This is a genomic window from Nocardia sp. CDC159 (genome assembly GCF_023740735.1).
Taxonomy (GTDB): Bacteria; Actinomycetota; Actinomycetes; order Mycobacteriales; family Mycobacteriaceae; genus Nocardia; species Nocardia pulmonis.
Genome location: NZ_JAMRXH010000004.1, coordinates 233364 through 250762, shown reverse-complemented (window position 1 = coordinate 250762; position 17399 = coordinate 233364). Strand labels below are relative to the sequence as shown.

The window sequence follows — 17399 nt, the reverse complement described above, 5'->3', positions numbered from 1 at the left end:
TCAGCGGACAGCGAGAGCGCGTGCGGGGCGGGTGGCGAAATGACAGGGTCGCAATGCTTGCCCGCCCGCGACGGATCTTGTACTACTTTAGGTAGTAGATCTGGGAGAGTGGTGGACATGGCCGGACAGCGAGCCTTGCGGGTGGGCGTGCCTGCCGGCGCGCCGATCAGCGCGGAGATGGAAAGCGCCGAGTATTCCTCGGCCTTCGAGCTCGGGACGAATGCGCGGCGGCGGCCCGCCGAATGGTGGGCGCGGGCGGTGTTCGAGGGCGCGCCCGCGGTGGTTCGGGCGGTGGTCGCTCTGGGGTGGCGGCTGGTGTTGCGACTGCGGCTGGGGACGGCGGACGATCATGTCCTCGGGTGGCGGATCGTCGAACGGAAGCCCGATGTCGTCGTGCTGGAGGCGGTTTCGCCGCTTCTCCGCGCGCAGAACATCGTGGTGACGACGGAATCGGCGGTCACCTGGTCGACACTGGTGCGCTTCGATCGTCCCATCGCGCGCCCGATCTGGGCGGTGGTGCGGCCCTTCCACCACCTCACGATCCCGTATCTCCTCCGGCGCGCGGACCACGGGAAGTGAGCCGGAACGTCAGGCCGCTCGGGTAATCCGAGACACTCCCGCCCGCACCGCCCCGGCGACGGAATCGCCGGTCAGCTCGGCCAATTGGAGGTAGGTCGCCCGCAGATCCCGCGCCAGGTCGGCGGCCAGGCCGAGGCGGATCATCCCGCGCTCACAGTCGATCACCACCGCGGCCACCCCGTCCCCGGCGAGCAGCCGCGCGGCGGTGCGGGCGCGCGGCACCGGATCGACACCGCCGGTGGCGCGACCATCGGTGAGCAGGACGAGCATCGGCCGCCGCTGCGGGTCGCGCACCCGCTCGCGCCGCACGAGGTCGCGGGCCCGCAGAAGTCCCTGCGCGAGTGGCGTTTTCCCGCCCGTGCGCAGATCGGCCAGGCGGCGGACGGCGATATCGATCGAGGAGGTGGGCGGCAGCACCAGCTCGGCCTCGACGCCGCGCATGGTGACGACCGCGACCTTGTCCCGGCGCTGATAGGCGTCGCGCAGCAGTGCGACGATCGCCCCGGTGACCGCCGACAACCGATCCCGCGCGGCCATCGACCCCGAGGCATCGACGACGAACACGACCAGATTGCCCTCGCGCCCTTCGCGATACGCACCGCGCAGATCGCCCGCCTCGAGCGCCAGCGGCCCGGTCGTCCGCCCGCGCGCCTGCTGATGCGGCGCGGCCGCGAACACGGTGCCGAGCAGATGCAGCCCGCCCGCGGTGTCGGCGGTGGACCGGACCACCCGCCCGTGCCGGGTACGCGCCCGCGACCGGCGACCCGGCGCACCCTCGCCGACACCCGGAATCTCCCAACGCGGCGGTCGCGCAACGGAATTCGTGGGCGCCCCGGCCCGCCCCTCCCGCGAGCCGCCACCCGGCCCGCCCTGCGGCGCGTCCGGACCGTCGTCGGGATCGTCGGGGCCGCCGTCGAAGTCGTCGGGTCCCGGCTCGCCGGAATCGTCGTCGCGGGGCGAATCCGCCTCCGCCTCGGGCTTTTCGGCTCGCGCCGCCTGCTCGGCCGCCTCCCGCATCGCCTCGTCCAGCTGATCCTCGCTGATACCGGGCTCGTCGAACGGGTCACGCCGACGCCGGTGCGGCAGCGCCAGTTCCGCCGCGATGCGCACATCCTCGGCGGTGACCCGATCGCCGCCGCGCCAGGCCGCGTGCGCCGTCGCCGTGCGGGCCACGACCAGATCCGCGCGCATGCCGTCGACATCGAAGGAGGCGCACAGCGCCGCGATCCGCCGCAGCTCCACATTGTCGAGCACGACCTCGCCGAGCAGGGCGCGCGCCACCCGAATGCGCTGCGCCACTTCGCGATCGGCCGCGTGGTAGCGCGCCGCGAACCCCGCCGGATCGGCCTCGTAGTCCAGCCGCCGCCGCACCACGGCCATCCGCACGTCCACATCCCGCGACGCCGCCACGTCCACGGTCAACCCGAACCGGTCCAGCAGCTGCGGACGCAGCTCGCCCTCCTCCGGATTCATCGTCCCGACCAGAACGAAGCGCGCCGGATGCGAATGCGACACCCCGTCGCGCTCGATGTGCACCCGCCCCATGGCCGCGGCGTCGAGCAGCACATCCACCAGATGATCGTGCAGCAGGTTCACCTCGTCGACGTAGAGCACGCCGTGATGCGCCGCCGCCAGCAGGCCGGGCCGAAAAGCCTGCTCACCGTCGCGCAGCACGCGCTGCAGATCCAGCGACCCGACCACCCGGTCCTCGGTCGCGCCGACCGGCAGCTCCACCAGCCGCGCGGGCCGCTCACCCCGCTCGTCGCTCACCGGCGGCAACAGCTGCGCCAGCGCCCGCACCACGGTCGACTTCGCGGTGCCCTTCTCCCCGCGCACCAGCACGCCGCCGATTCCGGGATGCACCGCGCACAGGATCAACGCCAGCTGCAACCGCTCCTGCCCCACGATCGCGGAGAACGGAAACCCGGCCTCGCTCTCGCGGGCGGAATCGGGCGAATCCGGGCGCACGACGACAGACGCTGAGGAATCGGACACGCCCCAACTCTAGGCGCGCCCCCGATCCCGCCCGCGACGGCCCCGCTGTGAGTCACCGCACTCGCACAAGTCCTCGCACACCGATCACCGGCTCGGCAACTCGTCCAGCACCGGGCGGATCGCCCGCTCCAGGTCCTCCGGATAGCGAAATCCGCACGCCTCGGCGATGGCACGGCTCAGCTCGGCGAACAGATCGGCCGCCGCCCGCGCCTGCCGCAGCGGGTCCTCGATCGCGAACATCGCCTCCACCCGCGCGAATACCCCCGGCGCGGCCCACTCCCGCATCTTCGTGCCGTTGTGCCAGACGTCGTGCCCGGCACCGTAGTGCGCGAGCGCATGCCATTCGATCGCCGTCAGCAGCAGCTCCTTGGTCTCCCAATCGCGCGCCCGCACCACCCACAGCTCCCCGCGCGCGAGATACCGCGGCACATGGGCGATCTCGAACCAGAATTCGGCGCAGTGCTCCCGGAACTCCGTCTCGTCGGGCAGCTCGGCCTCCGGCGCGCCACCGGTCGCCGCGGGCAGCCCCGCCGTCACACCATCGCGCTCGTACAGCACCTGATAGCCGCGCTCGTGCAGTTCGTCCAGACCGTCGGCGGTCAGCTGTCCGAGCAGATCCACCGGCAGCACCTGAAAGTCCGCCTTGCTGCCGTCGGCGAAGAACACCAGATGCGCGGGATTGTCGTAGGGCCCGTCGAGTTCGATGTTCACCGCCACCTCACCCAGTTCCGACAGCCACTCGTCGAAGCCCAGATACCGCTCGGGCGTGGTGGTGTACAGCTCGATATCGTGATCGGACAGCGCGTCGACGCTCCCGTCCCCACGGGCCCGCGATCCGGTGCGCAGCACCGCCCGAATATCGGATTGCGAACGGGCCCATTCGATCACCCGCGCCACGAATACCTCAGCAGTGTCGGTCACGCGCTCACCCTAGCCGGACCGGCCCGAGCCGCTGCGACCCCCGCAAACACCTGGTCCCGCAACCGTTCTCGGTTGCGGGACCGGGATCGGTTCAGCCGCGCCGCATCGGGATGTGCGGGATGCCGTCCTCGATGTACTCCGCGCCGTCGGGCTTGAAGCCGTGCTTGGTGTACATGTCGACGAGATAGGTCTGGGCGTTCAAACGCACCGTGGCCGAACCGGTTTCGGCGAGGGCGGCCTGGAGCAGGCGGGTGGTGTAGCCGTGGCCGCGGACCTCCTGGGCGGTGCACAGGCGGCCGATGCGGAAGGACTTCACCCCCTCGTTGTGCTCCTCGAGCAGGCGCAGGGTGGAGATGATCTCACCCTCGTCGTCGAGCCAGAAGTGCCGGGTCTCCGGCAGCAGATCCAATCCGTCCAACTCCGAGTACGCGCACTTCTGCTCGACGACGAACACCTCGACGCGCAATTTCAACAGCTTGTAAAGGGTCGCGGTGTCCAGATCCGCGGCCCACGACCTCTTGAGTGCAACCGTTGACATCATCGCGTCTTGCTATCACATAGATCAGTTCCGCGCCAGGGTGGGCGTGTTGTTCGCGGTCAGATGCAGCGCCTTGTTCGTCCAGTTCCACACCTCGTGGTACAGCGCCTGGTTCTCCGACAGCTTCACACCCAGCGAGGGCACCATTTCCTTCAGCCTGGGCATCCACGCGGTGTACTGCGCCGGGAAGCAGCGCTGCAGCACGTCGAGCATGGCGCTGACGCAGGTGGACGCGCCCGGCGAGGCGCCGAGCAGGCCCGCGATCGAACCGTCGGCGGCGGCGATGACCGCGGTGCCGAATTCCAGCACACCGCCCGCACCCTTGCGCCGGATGACCTGCACGCGCTGACCGGCGGTGATGAGCTCCCAGTCGTGGCCGTCGGCGCGCGGGATGAACTCCTCGAGCGAGTTCACCCGGCCGCTCTGCGACTTCAGCAGCTCCGAGATCAGGTACTTGGTCAGGCTCATCTCGGTGAGGCCGACGCCGATCATGGAGAACAGGTTGTTCGGCTTGACCGACTTGAACAGGTCGGAGTTCTTGCCGTCCTTGAGGAACTTCGGCGTCCAGCCCGCGTATGGGCCGAACAGCAGACCGCGGTCGCCGTTGATGACGCGAGTGTCCAAATGCGGCACCGACATCGGCGGTGCGCCCACGGCCGCCTTGCCGTACACCTTGGCCTCGTGCTGCTGGATGAGTTCGGGGTTGGTGCAGCGCAGGAACAGCCCGCTCACCGGGAAGCCGCCGATACCGGCCATCTCCTTGATGCCCGAGCGCTGCAGCAGCGGCAGCGCGTAACCACCCGCGCCCACGAAGACGAACTTCGCCACGACCGTGCGGGTTTCGCCGGTGCGGGTGTTGCGGACCTTGACCTTCCAGCTGCCGTCGGACTGCTTGGACAGGTCGCGCACCTCGGTGCCGAAGGCGATCGACACGCCGGAGCCACCCAGATAGGCCAGCAGTTGCTTGGTCAGCGAGCCGAAGTCGATATCGGTGCCGCCGTCGGTCCAGTTCAGCGCGACCGGATCGGAGAAGTCGCGACCCTTGGCCATCAGGGGTAGTCGGCGGGCGAACTCGTCGGGGGCGTCGATGTACTGCATGGTGTCGAACAGCGGATGCCGCGACAGCGCCTCATAGCGCTTGCGCAGATAGGTCACGTTGTCGGCGCCGTGCACGAAGCTCACGTGCGGGACGGGGTTGATGAACTGCGACGGGTCGCCCAGCACGCCGTTCTCCACGCCGTAGGCCCAGAACTGCCGCGACACCTGGAAGCGCTCGTTGATATCGATCGCCTTGGAGATGTCGACCGAGCCGTCGGCGTTCTGCGGGGTGTAGTTGAGCTCACACAGCGCGGAGTGTCCGGTCCCGGCGTTGTTCCACGGGTCGCTGCTCTCCGGCGCGGCCGCGTCCTTGCGCTCGAACATGGTGATGGACCAGTCCGGCTGCAACTGGCGAAGCAGTGCGCCCAGGGTGGCACTCATGATGCCGGCACCGATGAGGACTACATCGGTCTTTTCAGTCATCGCAGCGTTCGGCACGGCTCGTTCGACTTCCTTGTCCTGCGCGGGTCAGCAACTTCAGCGGGAAGGTTACCCGCCGTTCACTTCCACCTAATTCTGCCCCTGGCCATGCCCGTTTCCGAAGACGACAACCCCGGATGTGACGGATTCGGCTCGGCGATGCCGACGCCGAGCGGGTCGAATATCGTGGAGCTGTGACGAACGAAACGCAGGTCGCGCGGCCGGGTACCGGCACGTGGCAGCCGGATGTGCTGGGCGCGGACTACCAGCAGCAGACCATCCCGCTGGGCCCCGATCCGGACGGTGAGGGCACGGTCGAGGCCACTCTCGTGCGTTATGTCGCCGACAGCGACGACACGGCGACCAGCGCGGTGCTGTATCTGCACGGGTTCACCGACTACTTCTTCCAGAAGCATCTGGCCGAGCACATGGCCGCGCGCGGGCATCGCTTCTACGCCCTGGATCTGCGCAAATGCGGGCGCTCGCGGCGGCCCGGGCAGACCGCGCACTACGTCAGCGATCTCGCGCTCTACGACGCCGAGCTCAACCGGGCGCTCGAGATCGTGCGCAAGGAGACGAAGCTGCCGGTGCTGGTGATGGCCCATTCCACCGGCGGGCTGGTGAGCTCGCTGTGGCTGGATCGACTCAACCGCTCCGAAGGCGTTGCGGCATACGAGATCTCGGGACTGGTGCTGAACAGCCCGTGGTTCGACCTGCAGGGCCCGTCCTACTACCGCACGGTCGGCACGGCCGTCATCAACCGGCTGGGCAGGCTGCGCGCGATGACCAAGCTGCCGGTCGGCGAGCTGACCACCTACGGCGACAGCCTGCACCACACGGTGTCCGGCGAATGGGACTACAACCTGGACTGGAAGCCGCTGACCGGATTCCCGGTCCACCTCGGCTGGCTGCGCGCGATCCGGCAGGGCCACGCGCAGCTGCAGCGCGGCCTCGACGTCGGCGTCCCGACCCTGGTGCTGCGGTCCAAGGTGACCAGGTTCATGCGCAAATACGGCCCTGCGGCCGATGTCTCCGATGTGGTGCTCGACGTGCGCCAGATCCAGCGCTGGTCGGGCTGCCTGGGCGATCGCACCTCGATCGTGCCGATCGAGGGCGCCCGCCACGACGTCTTCCTGTCCTCGACCGCGGTGCGCGCCAAGGCATTCGAGGAATTGGACTCCTGGCTCGACTGGCTCGCCGCCTTCCGGGCGAAGGCGAGCTAGCGCGTCACCACATCCCGCTGCGCAGCACGATCTCGGTGGCCAGTTCGTGGTCGGCCTCGGTGGCCGGATCGGCGACGTCCACCTGGGCGATCCGGAATTCGCCGTAGACGTGGCGACCGGAGCCCTCGGCCACGGCCCGCGGCAGGCGTTTGGTGGCGATGAGCGTGGTCGGAATCTCCACGGCCGGGCAGCCCGAATCCACGATCTCGCCGTCGGCGCCCGCCGCGGCCGGATGCCCGCGCCCGGCGGCCACCAGCCCGATGAACCGGCCGAATCCGCGCGAGCACAGCTGCCACGCCAGATCCGCCCCGGCCCCGCATCCGACGACATTGACCCACGGCACCTCGAGCTCGTCGAGAATGGCGTAGACCGCCGCCGCGTCCAGCCCCTCGATCGTCTCGACCGCGACCGTTCGCAGATCCGAGTTGTGCAACCGCGCGCTCACCGCGTCGTACACATCCGGCGCGGCACCGGCATCGGGTAGCAGCAGCACCGTGTGCCGGGACTGCGGCCCGCCGATGCGCACACCCCACACCCGATCCCCCACCGTGACCTGCCGAGCTTCCATGCCGACCCACGCTACACCGCGCCCTGCCCTCGGACCGCGTGTCACTGAACACCATTCGGCCCAGCGATCGCACCCCCGCGGCCGCGGCCGCCTACTTGTCGAACGTCACTCTCCGACCATGGCTGCTCCGGGCAAGGGCTCGTCAGGGGCGTCCAGGCCGACCGCGAGCGTGGGTAACCCCATCGGTGCGCCCGCGGTGAGCAGGCGCTCCAGGTGGTCGAGGTCGAGATGTTCTTCGATCAGGTCGGCGAGGAGGTCGAGCTGGGCGGTGCGGACGGCCGCGACCGAGGTGTCGGGTGCGACGGTGAAGGCGCTGCGGCCGGAGTGGGCGGCCACCTCGCGCAGCCAGCTGCGGCGGAAATCGTCGGATTCCAGCAGGCCGTGCAGGTGGGTGCCCCAGATCGGGCCGCGCACACTGCCTTCCGGCCCGTCGTCGAGGTCCAGCCAGGCTGGATCGGTGGTGCGGCGGACGCGGCCGTGGTGGATCTCGTAGCCGCGCACCGGGATTGCGTCCGGGCCGTACCCCTCGGTGCGGCGCAGGATCTTCGGATCGGCGAATTCGACGTCGAGGTCGAGCAGGCCCAGGCCCGCGACCTCACCCGCGCCGGATTCGACGCGGTCGACGATGCGTCGCCCGAGCATCTGGTAGCCGCCGCAGATGCCGAGGATGGGGCGGCCCGCGGCGGCGCGGGCGGTCAGGGCGTCGGCGATTCCGGTGCGGCGCAACCAGTTCAGATCGCTCACGGTGGCCTTGGTGCCGGGCAGCACCACCAGATCGGCCTCGGTGAGGCGGGACGGTTCGCTCACCCAGCGCACCGCGACGCCGGGCTCGCAGGCCAGCGCCTCCACATCGGTGGAGTTGGAGATGCGGGGCAGGCGGATCGCGGCCACGCTCAGCCAATCGCGGCCGATCGGCGGACGCGGGCGGCCGACGGGGGCGTCGGCGACCGTGCCGAGGGAGTCCTCGGCGTCGATCCACAGCTCCTCGGCGTAGGGCAGCACGCCCAGGGTGGGGCGACCGGTCAGCGCGGTCAGCTGATCGATGCCGGGGCGCAGCAGGTCCACATCGCCCCGGAACTTGTTGACGATGAAGCCCGAAATCAATTGCTGGTCTTCGGGTTCCAGGATCGCGACGGTGCCGAACAGATGGGCCAGCACGCCGCCGCGATCGATATCGCCGACCAGCAGCACCGGTAGCCTCGCCGCCCGCGCCAGGCCCATATTCGCCAGATCGGTCGCGCGCAGATTGATCTCGGCGGGTGAGCCCGCGCCCTCGCAGATCACCACGTCGAATTCGGCGCGCAGGGCGGCCAATTCGTCGGCCACCACCGCGCGCAGCCGCCGACGGTGCCGGAAGTAGTCCGCCGCGCCGACGGTGTCCACGGCCCGCCCGCGCACCACCAGCTGCGAGCGCCGATCGCTGCCGGGCTTGAGCAGTACCGGATTGAACCGCACGCTCGGCTCCAGCCCGCACGCCCGCGCCTGCAGCGCCTGCGCCCGCCCGATCTCACCGCCGTCGAGGGTGACCACGGAGTTGTTGGACATGTTCTGCGCCTTGAACGGCGCGACCCGCACGCCCCGCCGCGCGAGCATCCGGCAAATGCCCGCCGCCACAACGCTTTTGCCCGCGTCCGAGGTCGTCCCCGCGACCAGCAGGGCACCGCTCACGGCAACGTGAGGATTTCCGCGCCGTCCTCGGTGACCACCAGCGTATGTTCGAACTGGGCGGTCCACTCGCGGTCCTTGGTGACCACGGTCCAGCCGTCGTCCCAGATCTCGTAGTCGATGCCGCCCAGGTTGATCATCGGCTCGATGGTGAAGGTCATGCCCGGCTCGATGACGGTCTCGATGGCGGGCTGGTCGTAGTGCAGGATCACCAGGCCGCTGTGGAAGGTCGGGCCGACGCCGTGGCCGGTGAAGTCGCGGACCACGCCGTAGCCGAAGCGGTTGGCATAGGACTCGATGACACGGCCGATCACATTGAGCGCGCGACCCGGCCGCACGGCCTTGATGGCCCGCATGGTGGCCTCGCGGGTGCGCTCCACCAGCAACCGCGCCTCCTCGTCGACATCACCGGCCAGGAAGGTGGCGTTGGTGTCACCGTGCACCCCGTCGATGTAGGCGGTGACGTCGATATTGACGATGTCGCCGTCCTCGATGACCGTCGAGTCGGGGATGCCGTGGCAGATGACCTCGTTCAGCGAGGTGCAGCAGGACTTCGGGAAACCCTTGTAGCCCAGCGTCGACGGATACGCGCCGTGATCGCACAGGAACTCGTGCGCGATCCGGTCCAGCTCGTCGGTGGTCACCCCCGGCGCGACCGCCTTACCCGCCTCCTGCAGCGCCTGCGCCGCCAGCTTTCCGGCCAGGCGCATCTTCTCGATCGTCTCCGGCGTCTGCACCCACGGCTCGCGGCCCTCGTTGACGGTCTTCTTCCACGCGTACTCCGGGCGTTCGATCGAGCGCGGCACCTCGCGGATCGGCGAGAGAGTTCCGGGAACGAGCGGTTTGCGGGTGCGGACAGACATGCTCACTAGCGTATCCGCAGCGACGGAGCGCATGCGGACCGGGCAATTGATCCGGACCGCGGTCCGATTCTCCCGGCCGCGACGGCGATCAGTCCGTCCGGACGGGGCCGACCGGTTCGGCGCGGCCGATTGCGGATCACCGATCCCGCACTCCGCGCCAAGTTCTCCCCGAACCATCCGACAGACAGTCGGTGTCGGTCATCCAGGAGCAGGACGTCGCGCGGTGAATGGTTGTGTGCGCCAGGTCTGTACGAGTGGTACGAGGTAGCTTCGGGCGAAGTCGCGAGCCCGGTCGACGTTCTGGACCGGGATGACGGATTCGGGGGTTTCGACCAGGGACATCATCAGGCGGGCGATCATTTCGCCGAGAACGGCGGTGTCGAGATCGGCGGACAGCTCTCCGCTGGTCTGCCACCGGTCGAGGTGGGCCGTGACGAGCATGCGGGCCACGGCGATGGCCGCTTCGTTGGTGAGGAAGGCCGAAAGCTCCCCGGCCGCGGGGGATTCGCGGATGCTGCGGGTGAGCAGTTTCGGCGCGGATGCCGCGTGGACGAAGGTGGTGAACACCTCGACGATGGTGTCCTCGGGGCTGGTCGTGTGGTCGGCGACCTCGGCGAGCAGCGTGGCCACGCGCAATGCCTCATCCATGATGGCCAGCCGCACCAGCTGTTGTTTGTGGCCGAATCGGCGGTACACCGTGGCCACGCCGACCCCGGCCGCGTCGGCGATGCGTTGCATTGTGGTGTCGGCGAACCCGCTGTCGGTGAAGCAGATACGCGCGGCGGTGACGATCTTGCGGGCGGTCGGATCCAGGGTGCCCAACCCGTCGGGCACGAAGCCGAGAAGACTTGCGGGATCGACCACTTGGACTCCGTTTGATCGGGGTTTTTGGACTTTCCCCTTTCTATCACCGCATTCGCTGTCGACCGCAGTAGTCACCGCGCGCGTTGTCGGCGCGGCGTCGCGGGCGCTCGGTTCACTTGGGGCTCATATCGGAGACGAGCCAGCGGTCGCCGACGCGGACGAGATCGGCGCTCATCCGCAGCGTTTCGGTGCGCGGCTGCGCGGTGTCCTTGTTCTGGTAGGTCTGGTCGATGAAGGCGATGACGGTGATGCGATCGCCGGTGTACCCGGCGATGCCAGCGCTGACCACCTTTCCGGTGGAGATCACCTGGGCGTCGGAGAGCAACTGTTTGATGGGTCCGCCCGCGGCGCTGTAGCGGTCGTGGAAGGTGCCGGTCGAGGCGTCGGCGACGGCGCCGGTGTAGGCGTCGAGGTTGCGGTGGTCGTAGGTGGTGACGGTGGCGAAGAACATCGTCGCGGCCGCCAGAGCCGCCTGCTCGTCGTGGTAGCGGGCGCTGACGGGGGTCAGATCACCGACGCGCCGGTGCTGGTCGACGGCCACCCAGCCGGTGCCGCCGAGTGCACCGGTGAGCAGGACGACGGCCGCGGTCAGGGCGTGCCGCCGCCACCGTGGCGCTCGCTCGTCCGGAGCGCCGACTCGCTCTTCCGTTGCGCCGGTGCGGCTTTCGGCCACCTTGTCGTCGGTCGGGGGCTCGGTACGCGAATCATCGTGTCCGGACTCGTCTTTCGCGCGGGCCTCGGGGCAGTTGTCGGTGGTGATCATGGCAGGGCTCATTTCGTCGGCGGTGGCAGCTGCATGCGCCCGGATTCGGGGAACATGGTCAGCAGCAGGCTGGTGAACGATCCGACGTCGATGGGAGCCAGGGCGTCGGTGCGTCGGTAGCGATCGGGTACGGCTTGATCGACGAAGGTCGATCCGTCCGCGATCAGTGATCGCAGGCGAGGTGCTGCCCCGTCGACGAGAAGTGCCGCCTTGTGCCCGTTGTCGGCGAGGTGATCGGCGACACCAGGCAACAGCGGCCCGATCACGGGCCACACCTGCGCCAGGTCTTCTATCGAAACGGCCAGGGCCGCGAGCTGGGTGGTGTTCGCCGCGCCCAGCGCCGCCAGCCGTCTGATCGCGTCGAACAGGTCGGCGACCGTGCCCGTGCGTTCGGTCAGCGACCGATCGACGAGGTGTCCGAACGCGACCAGGTTGCGTACATCGGCTTGCGAGCCGCCGGCGGCGTCGGTGAGGAAGCGCGCGACGGTGGCGACATCGTTGGGGTCGATGCTGCTCACCATGGCCGCCATGGCGTCGGTCGCCTGTCCGACGCTGACGGGGATCGTGCCCCGGCCGGGCGGCAGCACGGCGCCGTCGGCGACGTAGGGCCCCGCGGTGCCGGTGGGCCGGAAGTCGAGGAATTGCTCGCCGATGGCGCTGGCGTTCTCGATGACGAACGGCGTCGTCGCGGGAATGCGGCTGTCGGAGTCGAGTCCGAGCTCGATGGTGACGCCCGCGGTGGTCGGGGAGACCGAACGCACCGCGCCGATCTTGATGCCGCGCACGGTGACCGGCGCGCCCGGCTCCAGTCCACCGGAAGCGGGCAGCTGGGCGGTGACGGTGATGGTATGCCGCAGTGGGCGGGCGCCGAGTTGATGGAATATCAGGTAGTAGCCCGTCAGCAGGGTCGCGGCGACAAGCCCCACGGCGGACAGCGCGGATGCTCTCATTTGGTCACCATTCCGGTGGCTCGCAGGACGCTCAGGACGTCGGGTGACACCGGCGGTGCGGCGATGCGGGCGTCGATGCCGCCCTGTCCGGCGGCCAGGGGGACGAGTTTGGTGGTGATCAGCGCATCGAGCGGGCCGATCAGTTTCGGCAGGGTCAGATCGAGGGTGACGGTGGTGCGCAGCAGCGGTGCCAGCATGTCGATGATGGCCGTGATCTCCCGCGCGCGAGCGTCGGTGGCCATCTGCGCCACCGGTACGGCGAACTGCGGGATCGAGTCGAAGTAGCGGGCGAAGGTCGGGACGAGGGCGTTGATCCCGTCCTGACGGGCAGGCCACTCGGTGAGTGTGCGGGTGATGGTTTCGCGATCGGCGGTGAGGGCGCGCGCGGTGGCTTCGGCGTCGGTGAGCATCCGGTCGAACGACGCACGGTTGGCGTCGAGTTCGTGCACGATCCGCGCCTGGCGTGCGGCGATGTCGCGGATGCGCTGCGGATCGTCGGGCAATGCCGCACCGACCTGTCGGGCGGCCCTGCCCAGGATTCCGGCCGTGCCGCCGTTGACCATGCTGGCCAGGCCGTTCAGCAGGTCTTCGATATTGCTGGCGGTGGTGTCCGCGATCGGAATCGTGGCTCCGGGCGCTAGTGCGCCCGCGGGTTTCGCGGGCGGATCGAGGGCGAGGTACAGATCGCCGAGCAGGGTGTCCTGGCGTAGTTCGGCACGGGTGCCGGCCGCGACGGTGATGCCGGTGTCGATGTCGAGGTCGACGACCGCGATCTCACCGGCCAGCCGCACTCCGGCGACCGAGCCGATGGCCTGGCCCTGGGATTTGACCGGCGCCCGCTGCGGCAGATTCAGCGCACTGGTGAATTCGGCATGCAGCCGGTAGCCGGCGCCGGCGGCGGGAAAGCCGGGCAGCGGAACATCGGCCGGATCGAATGTGCATGCGGCAGCGGTGAATACGGTGGCCGAGATGGCGAGCGAGGCCACGGCCCGGCGCAGCAGCACAACGGTACGGGGACTCATCGCGGCGCTCCTGTGGCCGGTGCGTTCTGGGCGAGCGGCAGCAGATCGAGAATGGTGCCGATGGGACGAGCGAGCGGCACGACCGCGTGGGCCACCGGCACGGCGATGTCCAGCACGGCCATCAGCAGCTCGTAGTACTGGTCGTGGATGCGGCCCAGCACGGGCGAGAATTCGGTTCCGGTGCCGACGATGTCGCGCACGCCACCGCGGAAGTTGGTGGAGAAGGTGTCCATTGCCGGGCCGGTCTCGTCGAGGGCCCGCTGCAGCAGCAAGGCATCGGCGGCCGCGGTGGTGGTGAGTCCGGCCAGTTTGTCGAACAGCTGGCTCAGTTGTCGGTCGCGGGCGTTCGGGTCGCCGATCAGCGCCGAGGCCCGGGCGAGCAGATCGCGGACCGCGGTGCCTTGGCCGCCGACCTGCTGGGCGGCGGTGGACAGCAGCGCACCTAGGGTGTCGCCGCCGTCGCCGAGGGCGGCGGTGAGCTTGTTCGCCGACGCGTAGAGATCACTGACCGATTTCGGAGTCTGGGTGCGGTCGAGCGGGATGCAGCCGGACCGATCGAGCGCCGGCCCCGCGGCATCGGTGCCGGTGAGCTCGACATGGCGATCGGTCAGCATCGAATCCGACAGCGTGGCCGCGCCCACCGTGGCGGGCAGCCGGATATCGCTGTCGACCCACATATGCACCCGCACCCGGTCACCCGCGGGTTCGACCGTGGTGACCTTGCCGACCGGGACACCGAGCACGGTGACGGAGTTCCCGGCGTAGAGGCCGACGGCGTCGGTGAATTCGGCGCACACCGCGGCGGTGTCGGCGAGTGGATTCGGTACCGAGGACCACGCGCCCACCGCGGTGGTGGTGACGAGAAGTGTTGCGGCGCTGCCGATGACACGGCGGATGGTGTGTTTCATCGCGGGCACTCCGGTTCGGAGGCGGGACAGGGGTTGCCAGCCAGTGCATTCCAGGTGCGCAGCAATGCGCCGGTGGAGGTGAGCAGGTGATCGATATCGGCGCGGGCGCTGTCCGCGGTGAGCAGCAGCTGCCGCAGTCCGTCCAGAGCGGGTTCGATCTTGCCGGAGTACAGCATCAGCGGCCGATGGACGAATGCGAACAGCTGCGCGATGCCGACGATGATCTCGGTGATCTCGCCGCGACGCCGGGCCAGAACCCGGGACACATCGTTGGCGTGGGCGACGAGTTCGGTCAGCGTGGTCTTGTCGGCGACCATCGCATCGGAGTACTCGTTCAGCACCGACAGGGCGCGGTCGATGTCGGCGTTGTGGACACCGATCGTGGTGATCAGGCGCTGCAGATTGGTGATGATCGAGGGCACGAGATTGTCGCTGTGCTCGGCCGCGGCCCGCAGCGCGGCGAGGGATTGCCGCAGCGCCGTCGGATCCACCTCCCGCATGCCCTGGGTCACCCGTTGGGTGAGTGCGGGCAGGTCGTAGGGAACGGTGGTGCGCTCGACCGGTATCGAGCGGGTGCGCGTGGTGTCCCCGGAGGCCAGGGTGAGTTGCAGGTAGCGCCCGCCCAGCGGGGTGAGCAGTTTGACGTCGAGGCGGGTGCGCTCGCCGATGTGCACGTCGCGGCGCAGCCCGAACACCACCCGGACCCGATGACCGTCCAGCCGCACCGAGCGCACCTGCCCGACGCGAATGCCCGCGACGCGGACCTGATCGGTGGGCCGGACGCCCGCCGCGGCGGCCAGGTGGGCGGTGACGCTCTGTTCGGTGGGCGGAACGAAGTAGAAGACCGCGGCGGCCAGCAGCGCGATCACGGTGACGGCGATGGCCCCCGCACCGGTGAGCAGGGCGCGCATCCGGTCGGTCCCGGCGGAGCGGTCGTGGCGCAGCCCGCGGGCGGCCGCGCGGACGGTCGCGATCAACGGCATGGCTGCACCGTCCGATCGCCGACCGTGATGGACTGCGGAATCAGGGTGGCCGCATCGGGCGAGTCACACGAGGTCGGGGTGATCCGGCGCAGCTGCTCGAGCAGCGTGCGCACGGAGTCGATCCCGATCGGGAGGGTCTTCAACAGACTCTCGGCGTCGTCGACCCGGCCCTGGCCGACCAATCGCACCAGGGCCGCGAGCGTTTCGGGGGCCAGGGTGTCCCATTGATCGTTCAGGTGGGCGAGCAGCGCACCGATGCGGCCGACGGCGGCGGGGCTCACGTCGAGGGTGTGGTTGATCGCATCCAGACGCGACTGCAGGGTGTCGATGAGGACCTTGATCCTGGTGAGCAGGGTCGTGACCTGAGCCGACCGACCCTGCAGTGTCTCACCGACGGATTGGAGGTTCGCGACCAGCGAACCGATCAACTGATCCCGGCTGCCCACCGCCTGGGTGATCGAGCCGATATCGGCCAGCAGCGGGCCCAGCCCGGCCCCGTCGCCTTCCAGGTAGGCCGCGAGACCGCGGGTGAGCCTGTCGACGTCGGTCGGTGAAATCGTGTCGAAAATCGGTGCCAGACCGTTGAATACGGCGGTGAGGTCGATCGGCGGGCGGGTGTGGGCGGTGTCGATGCGGCTGCCAGGCGGGATGGGTGCGCCCGGCGTTTCGCCGCCGTGCTGGATCGCGATGTAGCGCTCACCGGTGAGGTTCTGGAATCGGATGGCCAGCACGGTGCCGGTGCGGATCGGCACATCGGGCCGTAGCGTGAATCCCACCACCGCCTGCCCGCCGGACAGTTCGACCGAGGCCACCTTCCCGACTGCGACACCGGCCAGCCGCACATCGTCTCCGGTGTAGAGCCCGGAGATGTCGGTGAACACCGCGGAGTACCGGGCGGTGGAGTCGGGAACCGGGCGGTCCAGCAGCCGGATCAATCCGGCCGCGCCCACCGACATCGCGGCCGCGAACAGCGCCAGCCACAGCAGCGATCTGCGGGGCAATCTCATCGCGAGGCACCTCCCGTGGCACTTGCGGTCAGAAACGGCAGCTGGGAGGCGATGTCGACCTGCAGCACCGGTTTGCCGTCGCGGATCGGAATCGCCCGATCGATTCGTGAAATCATCTGTCCCGCTTGTGAATACGCAATCGGCAACGAGCCGAGTGAGACGACCACCGGCCATGCCGGGCCGGATATGGTGTCGAAGGCGGTCGACAGCTCGCGGACGAGGTGGGGATCGTCGCCGAGCAGTCGGCCCACGGAGCTGAACAGATCGCTCACTCCGCTCAGTGCGGCAGACAGCCCGGCCCGGTGGGTCACGAGCGCGTCGCTGTGGTCGAGCAGGGAGCGCGCCAGGGCCAGCACCGCCGGAGCCAGCGGTGCCGCCGCCTCGAGCGTCACGCTCCCGTCGCGGATCGGGAAGTAGGTGCGGGCGTCGGCGCCCGGCGGCAGCATCAGATCCGTGAGTACGGTCGCCAGCCGGATGCCGTCCGCGGCGCCGGTGATGGCGGTGTCGGCATTGTTGTAGCCGAGATCGGTCAGGGTACCGAGATCGACCATGCCGAGCATGCGGCCGAATCGGCGCAGGACGTCGATGAGGCTACGGTCGACCTGCTGCTGGCCTGCCAGCAGGGTGCCCGGTGTCAGCCGGTGACCGGGCCGGTCGCCGGGAACGATCTCCACGCCCGCCGCGCCGAACAGATTCGTGGCCGCGATCCGGGTGGTGGCCGCGTCGGTCAGCAGATTCGCCGCGGACGTCGCCAGCGACAGCACGATCCGCTGGCTGGCCGAGCCCTGCGCAATGGCGGTGACGGTACCGATGTGGGTGCCGCGCAACAGAACCGGGGATCCGACGTTCACACCGCTGGTGTCGGCGGAGGTCACCGTGACGACCCGCAGCTCGGCGGCGCCGGATCGGTGAGTCGTCGCGTAGCGGACGGCGGTCGCGGCGATCGCCACCGCCAGCAGGGCCAGTGCGCCGCGGACGAACAGCGCCAACGGGCCGGCGGAGCGTCCGGACAGATCCTGGAATGTCGTCATC

17 protein-coding genes are annotated in these 17399 nt (G+C 69.4%); 2 read left to right on the top strand and 15 right to left on the bottom strand.

The features are described 5' to 3' along the window. The first annotated feature begins 117 nt into the window (after positions 1–117). Entirely contained in the window at positions 118–579 is a 462-nt protein-coding gene (locus tag NDR87_RS11120) for a DUF2867 domain-containing protein (protein ID WP_251911238.1), read from the top strand. 9 nt (positions 580–588) lie between these two features. Here NDR87_RS11120 and NDR87_RS11115 read toward each other — a convergent pair whose 3' ends face one another. The 4 genes from NDR87_RS11115 to mqo all read right to left on the bottom strand — a co-directional run bounded on the left by NDR87_RS11115 (position 589) and on the right by mqo (position 5554). After that, complete coding sequence (locus tag NDR87_RS11115; RefSeq protein ID WP_251911837.1) at positions 589–2547, bottom strand: magnesium chelatase subunit D family protein; 1959 nt, start codon at positions 2545–2547, stop codon at positions 589–591. Between the two features lie 111 nt (positions 2548–2658). Then, complete coding sequence (locus tag NDR87_RS11110) at positions 2659–3495, bottom strand: aminoglycoside 6-adenylyltransferase (protein WP_251911237.1); 837 nt, start codon at positions 3493–3495, stop codon at positions 2659–2661. A 91-nt stretch (positions 3496–3586) separates the two neighbouring features. Next, positions 3587–4036: a GNAT family N-acetyltransferase gene (locus tag NDR87_RS11105; RefSeq protein WP_251911236.1), complete on the bottom strand. Its 450-nt coding sequence runs from the start codon at positions 4034–4036 to the stop codon at positions 3587–3589. Positions 4037–4057: 21 nt separating this feature from the next. Beyond that, entirely contained in the window at positions 4058–5554 is a 1497-nt protein-coding gene (gene mqo, locus NDR87_RS11100) for a malate dehydrogenase (quinone) (protein WP_251911235.1), read from the bottom strand. Between the two features lie 191 nt (positions 5555–5745). Here mqo and NDR87_RS11095 point away from each other — a divergent pair, with 191 nt between their 5' ends. Continuing rightward, positions 5746–6774, top strand: a complete 1029-nt coding sequence (locus NDR87_RS11095; RefSeq protein ID WP_251911233.1) for an alpha/beta hydrolase — start codon at positions 5746–5748, stop codon at positions 6772–6774. A gap of 4 nt (positions 6775–6778) precedes the next feature. Here NDR87_RS11095 and NDR87_RS11090 read toward each other — a convergent pair whose 3' ends face one another. From NDR87_RS11090 to NDR87_RS11040, 11 genes are all read right to left on the bottom strand, one after another. Then, positions 6779–7342, bottom strand: a complete 564-nt coding sequence (locus NDR87_RS11090) for an alpha/beta hydrolase (protein WP_251911231.1) — start codon at positions 7340–7342, stop codon at positions 6779–6781. Positions 7343–7447: 105 nt separating this feature from the next. Next, positions 7448–9010 (bottom strand): cobyric acid synthase, encoded by a 1563-nt coding sequence (locus tag NDR87_RS11085; protein WP_251911229.1) that lies wholly within the window; start codon positions 9008–9010, stop codon positions 7448–7450. Further along, positions 9007–9870, bottom strand: coding sequence for a type I methionyl aminopeptidase (gene map / locus NDR87_RS11080; protein WP_251911226.1), 864 nt, complete (start codon positions 9868–9870; stop codon positions 9007–9009). The genes NDR87_RS11085 and map overlap by 4 nt, the downstream gene beginning before the upstream one ends. Before the next feature lie 198 nt (positions 9871–10068). After that, positions 10069–10734: a TetR/AcrR family transcriptional regulator gene (locus tag NDR87_RS11075; protein ID WP_251911223.1), complete on the bottom strand. Its 666-nt coding sequence runs from the start codon at positions 10732–10734 to the stop codon at positions 10069–10071. A gap of 112 nt (positions 10735–10846) precedes the next feature. Next, on the bottom strand, positions 10847–11497 hold the full coding sequence (locus NDR87_RS11070) for a hypothetical protein (RefSeq protein WP_251911220.1): 651 nt from the start codon (positions 11495–11497) through the stop codon (positions 10847–10849). 8 nt (positions 11498–11505) lie between these two features. Then, positions 11506–12447, bottom strand: coding sequence for an MlaD family protein (locus NDR87_RS11065; protein WP_251911217.1), 942 nt, complete (start codon positions 12445–12447; stop codon positions 11506–11508). Next, on the bottom strand, positions 12444–13469 hold the full coding sequence (locus NDR87_RS11060; protein WP_251911214.1) for an MlaD family protein: 1026 nt from the start codon (positions 13467–13469) through the stop codon (positions 12444–12446). Before NDR87_RS11060 ends, NDR87_RS11065 begins: the two co-directional genes overlap by 4 nt. Continuing rightward, on the bottom strand, positions 13466–14377 hold the full coding sequence (locus NDR87_RS11055) for an MCE family protein (RefSeq protein WP_251911212.1): 912 nt from the start codon (positions 14375–14377) through the stop codon (positions 13466–13468). Before NDR87_RS11055 ends, NDR87_RS11060 begins: the two co-directional genes overlap by 4 nt. After that, positions 14374–15360, bottom strand: coding sequence for an MlaD family protein (locus NDR87_RS11050; protein WP_251911209.1), 987 nt, complete (start codon positions 15358–15360; stop codon positions 14374–14376). The genes NDR87_RS11055 and NDR87_RS11050 overlap by 4 nt, the downstream gene beginning before the upstream one ends. Further along, entirely contained in the window at positions 15351–16367 is a 1017-nt protein-coding gene (locus NDR87_RS11045; protein ID WP_251911206.1) for an MCE family protein, read from the bottom strand. Before NDR87_RS11045 ends, NDR87_RS11050 begins: the two co-directional genes overlap by 10 nt. Then, positions 16364–17398: an MlaD family protein gene (locus NDR87_RS11040; RefSeq protein WP_251911204.1), complete on the bottom strand. Its 1035-nt coding sequence runs from the start codon at positions 17396–17398 to the stop codon at positions 16364–16366. Before NDR87_RS11040 ends, NDR87_RS11045 begins: the two co-directional genes overlap by 4 nt. Between the last annotated feature and the right edge of the window lies 1 nt (position 17399).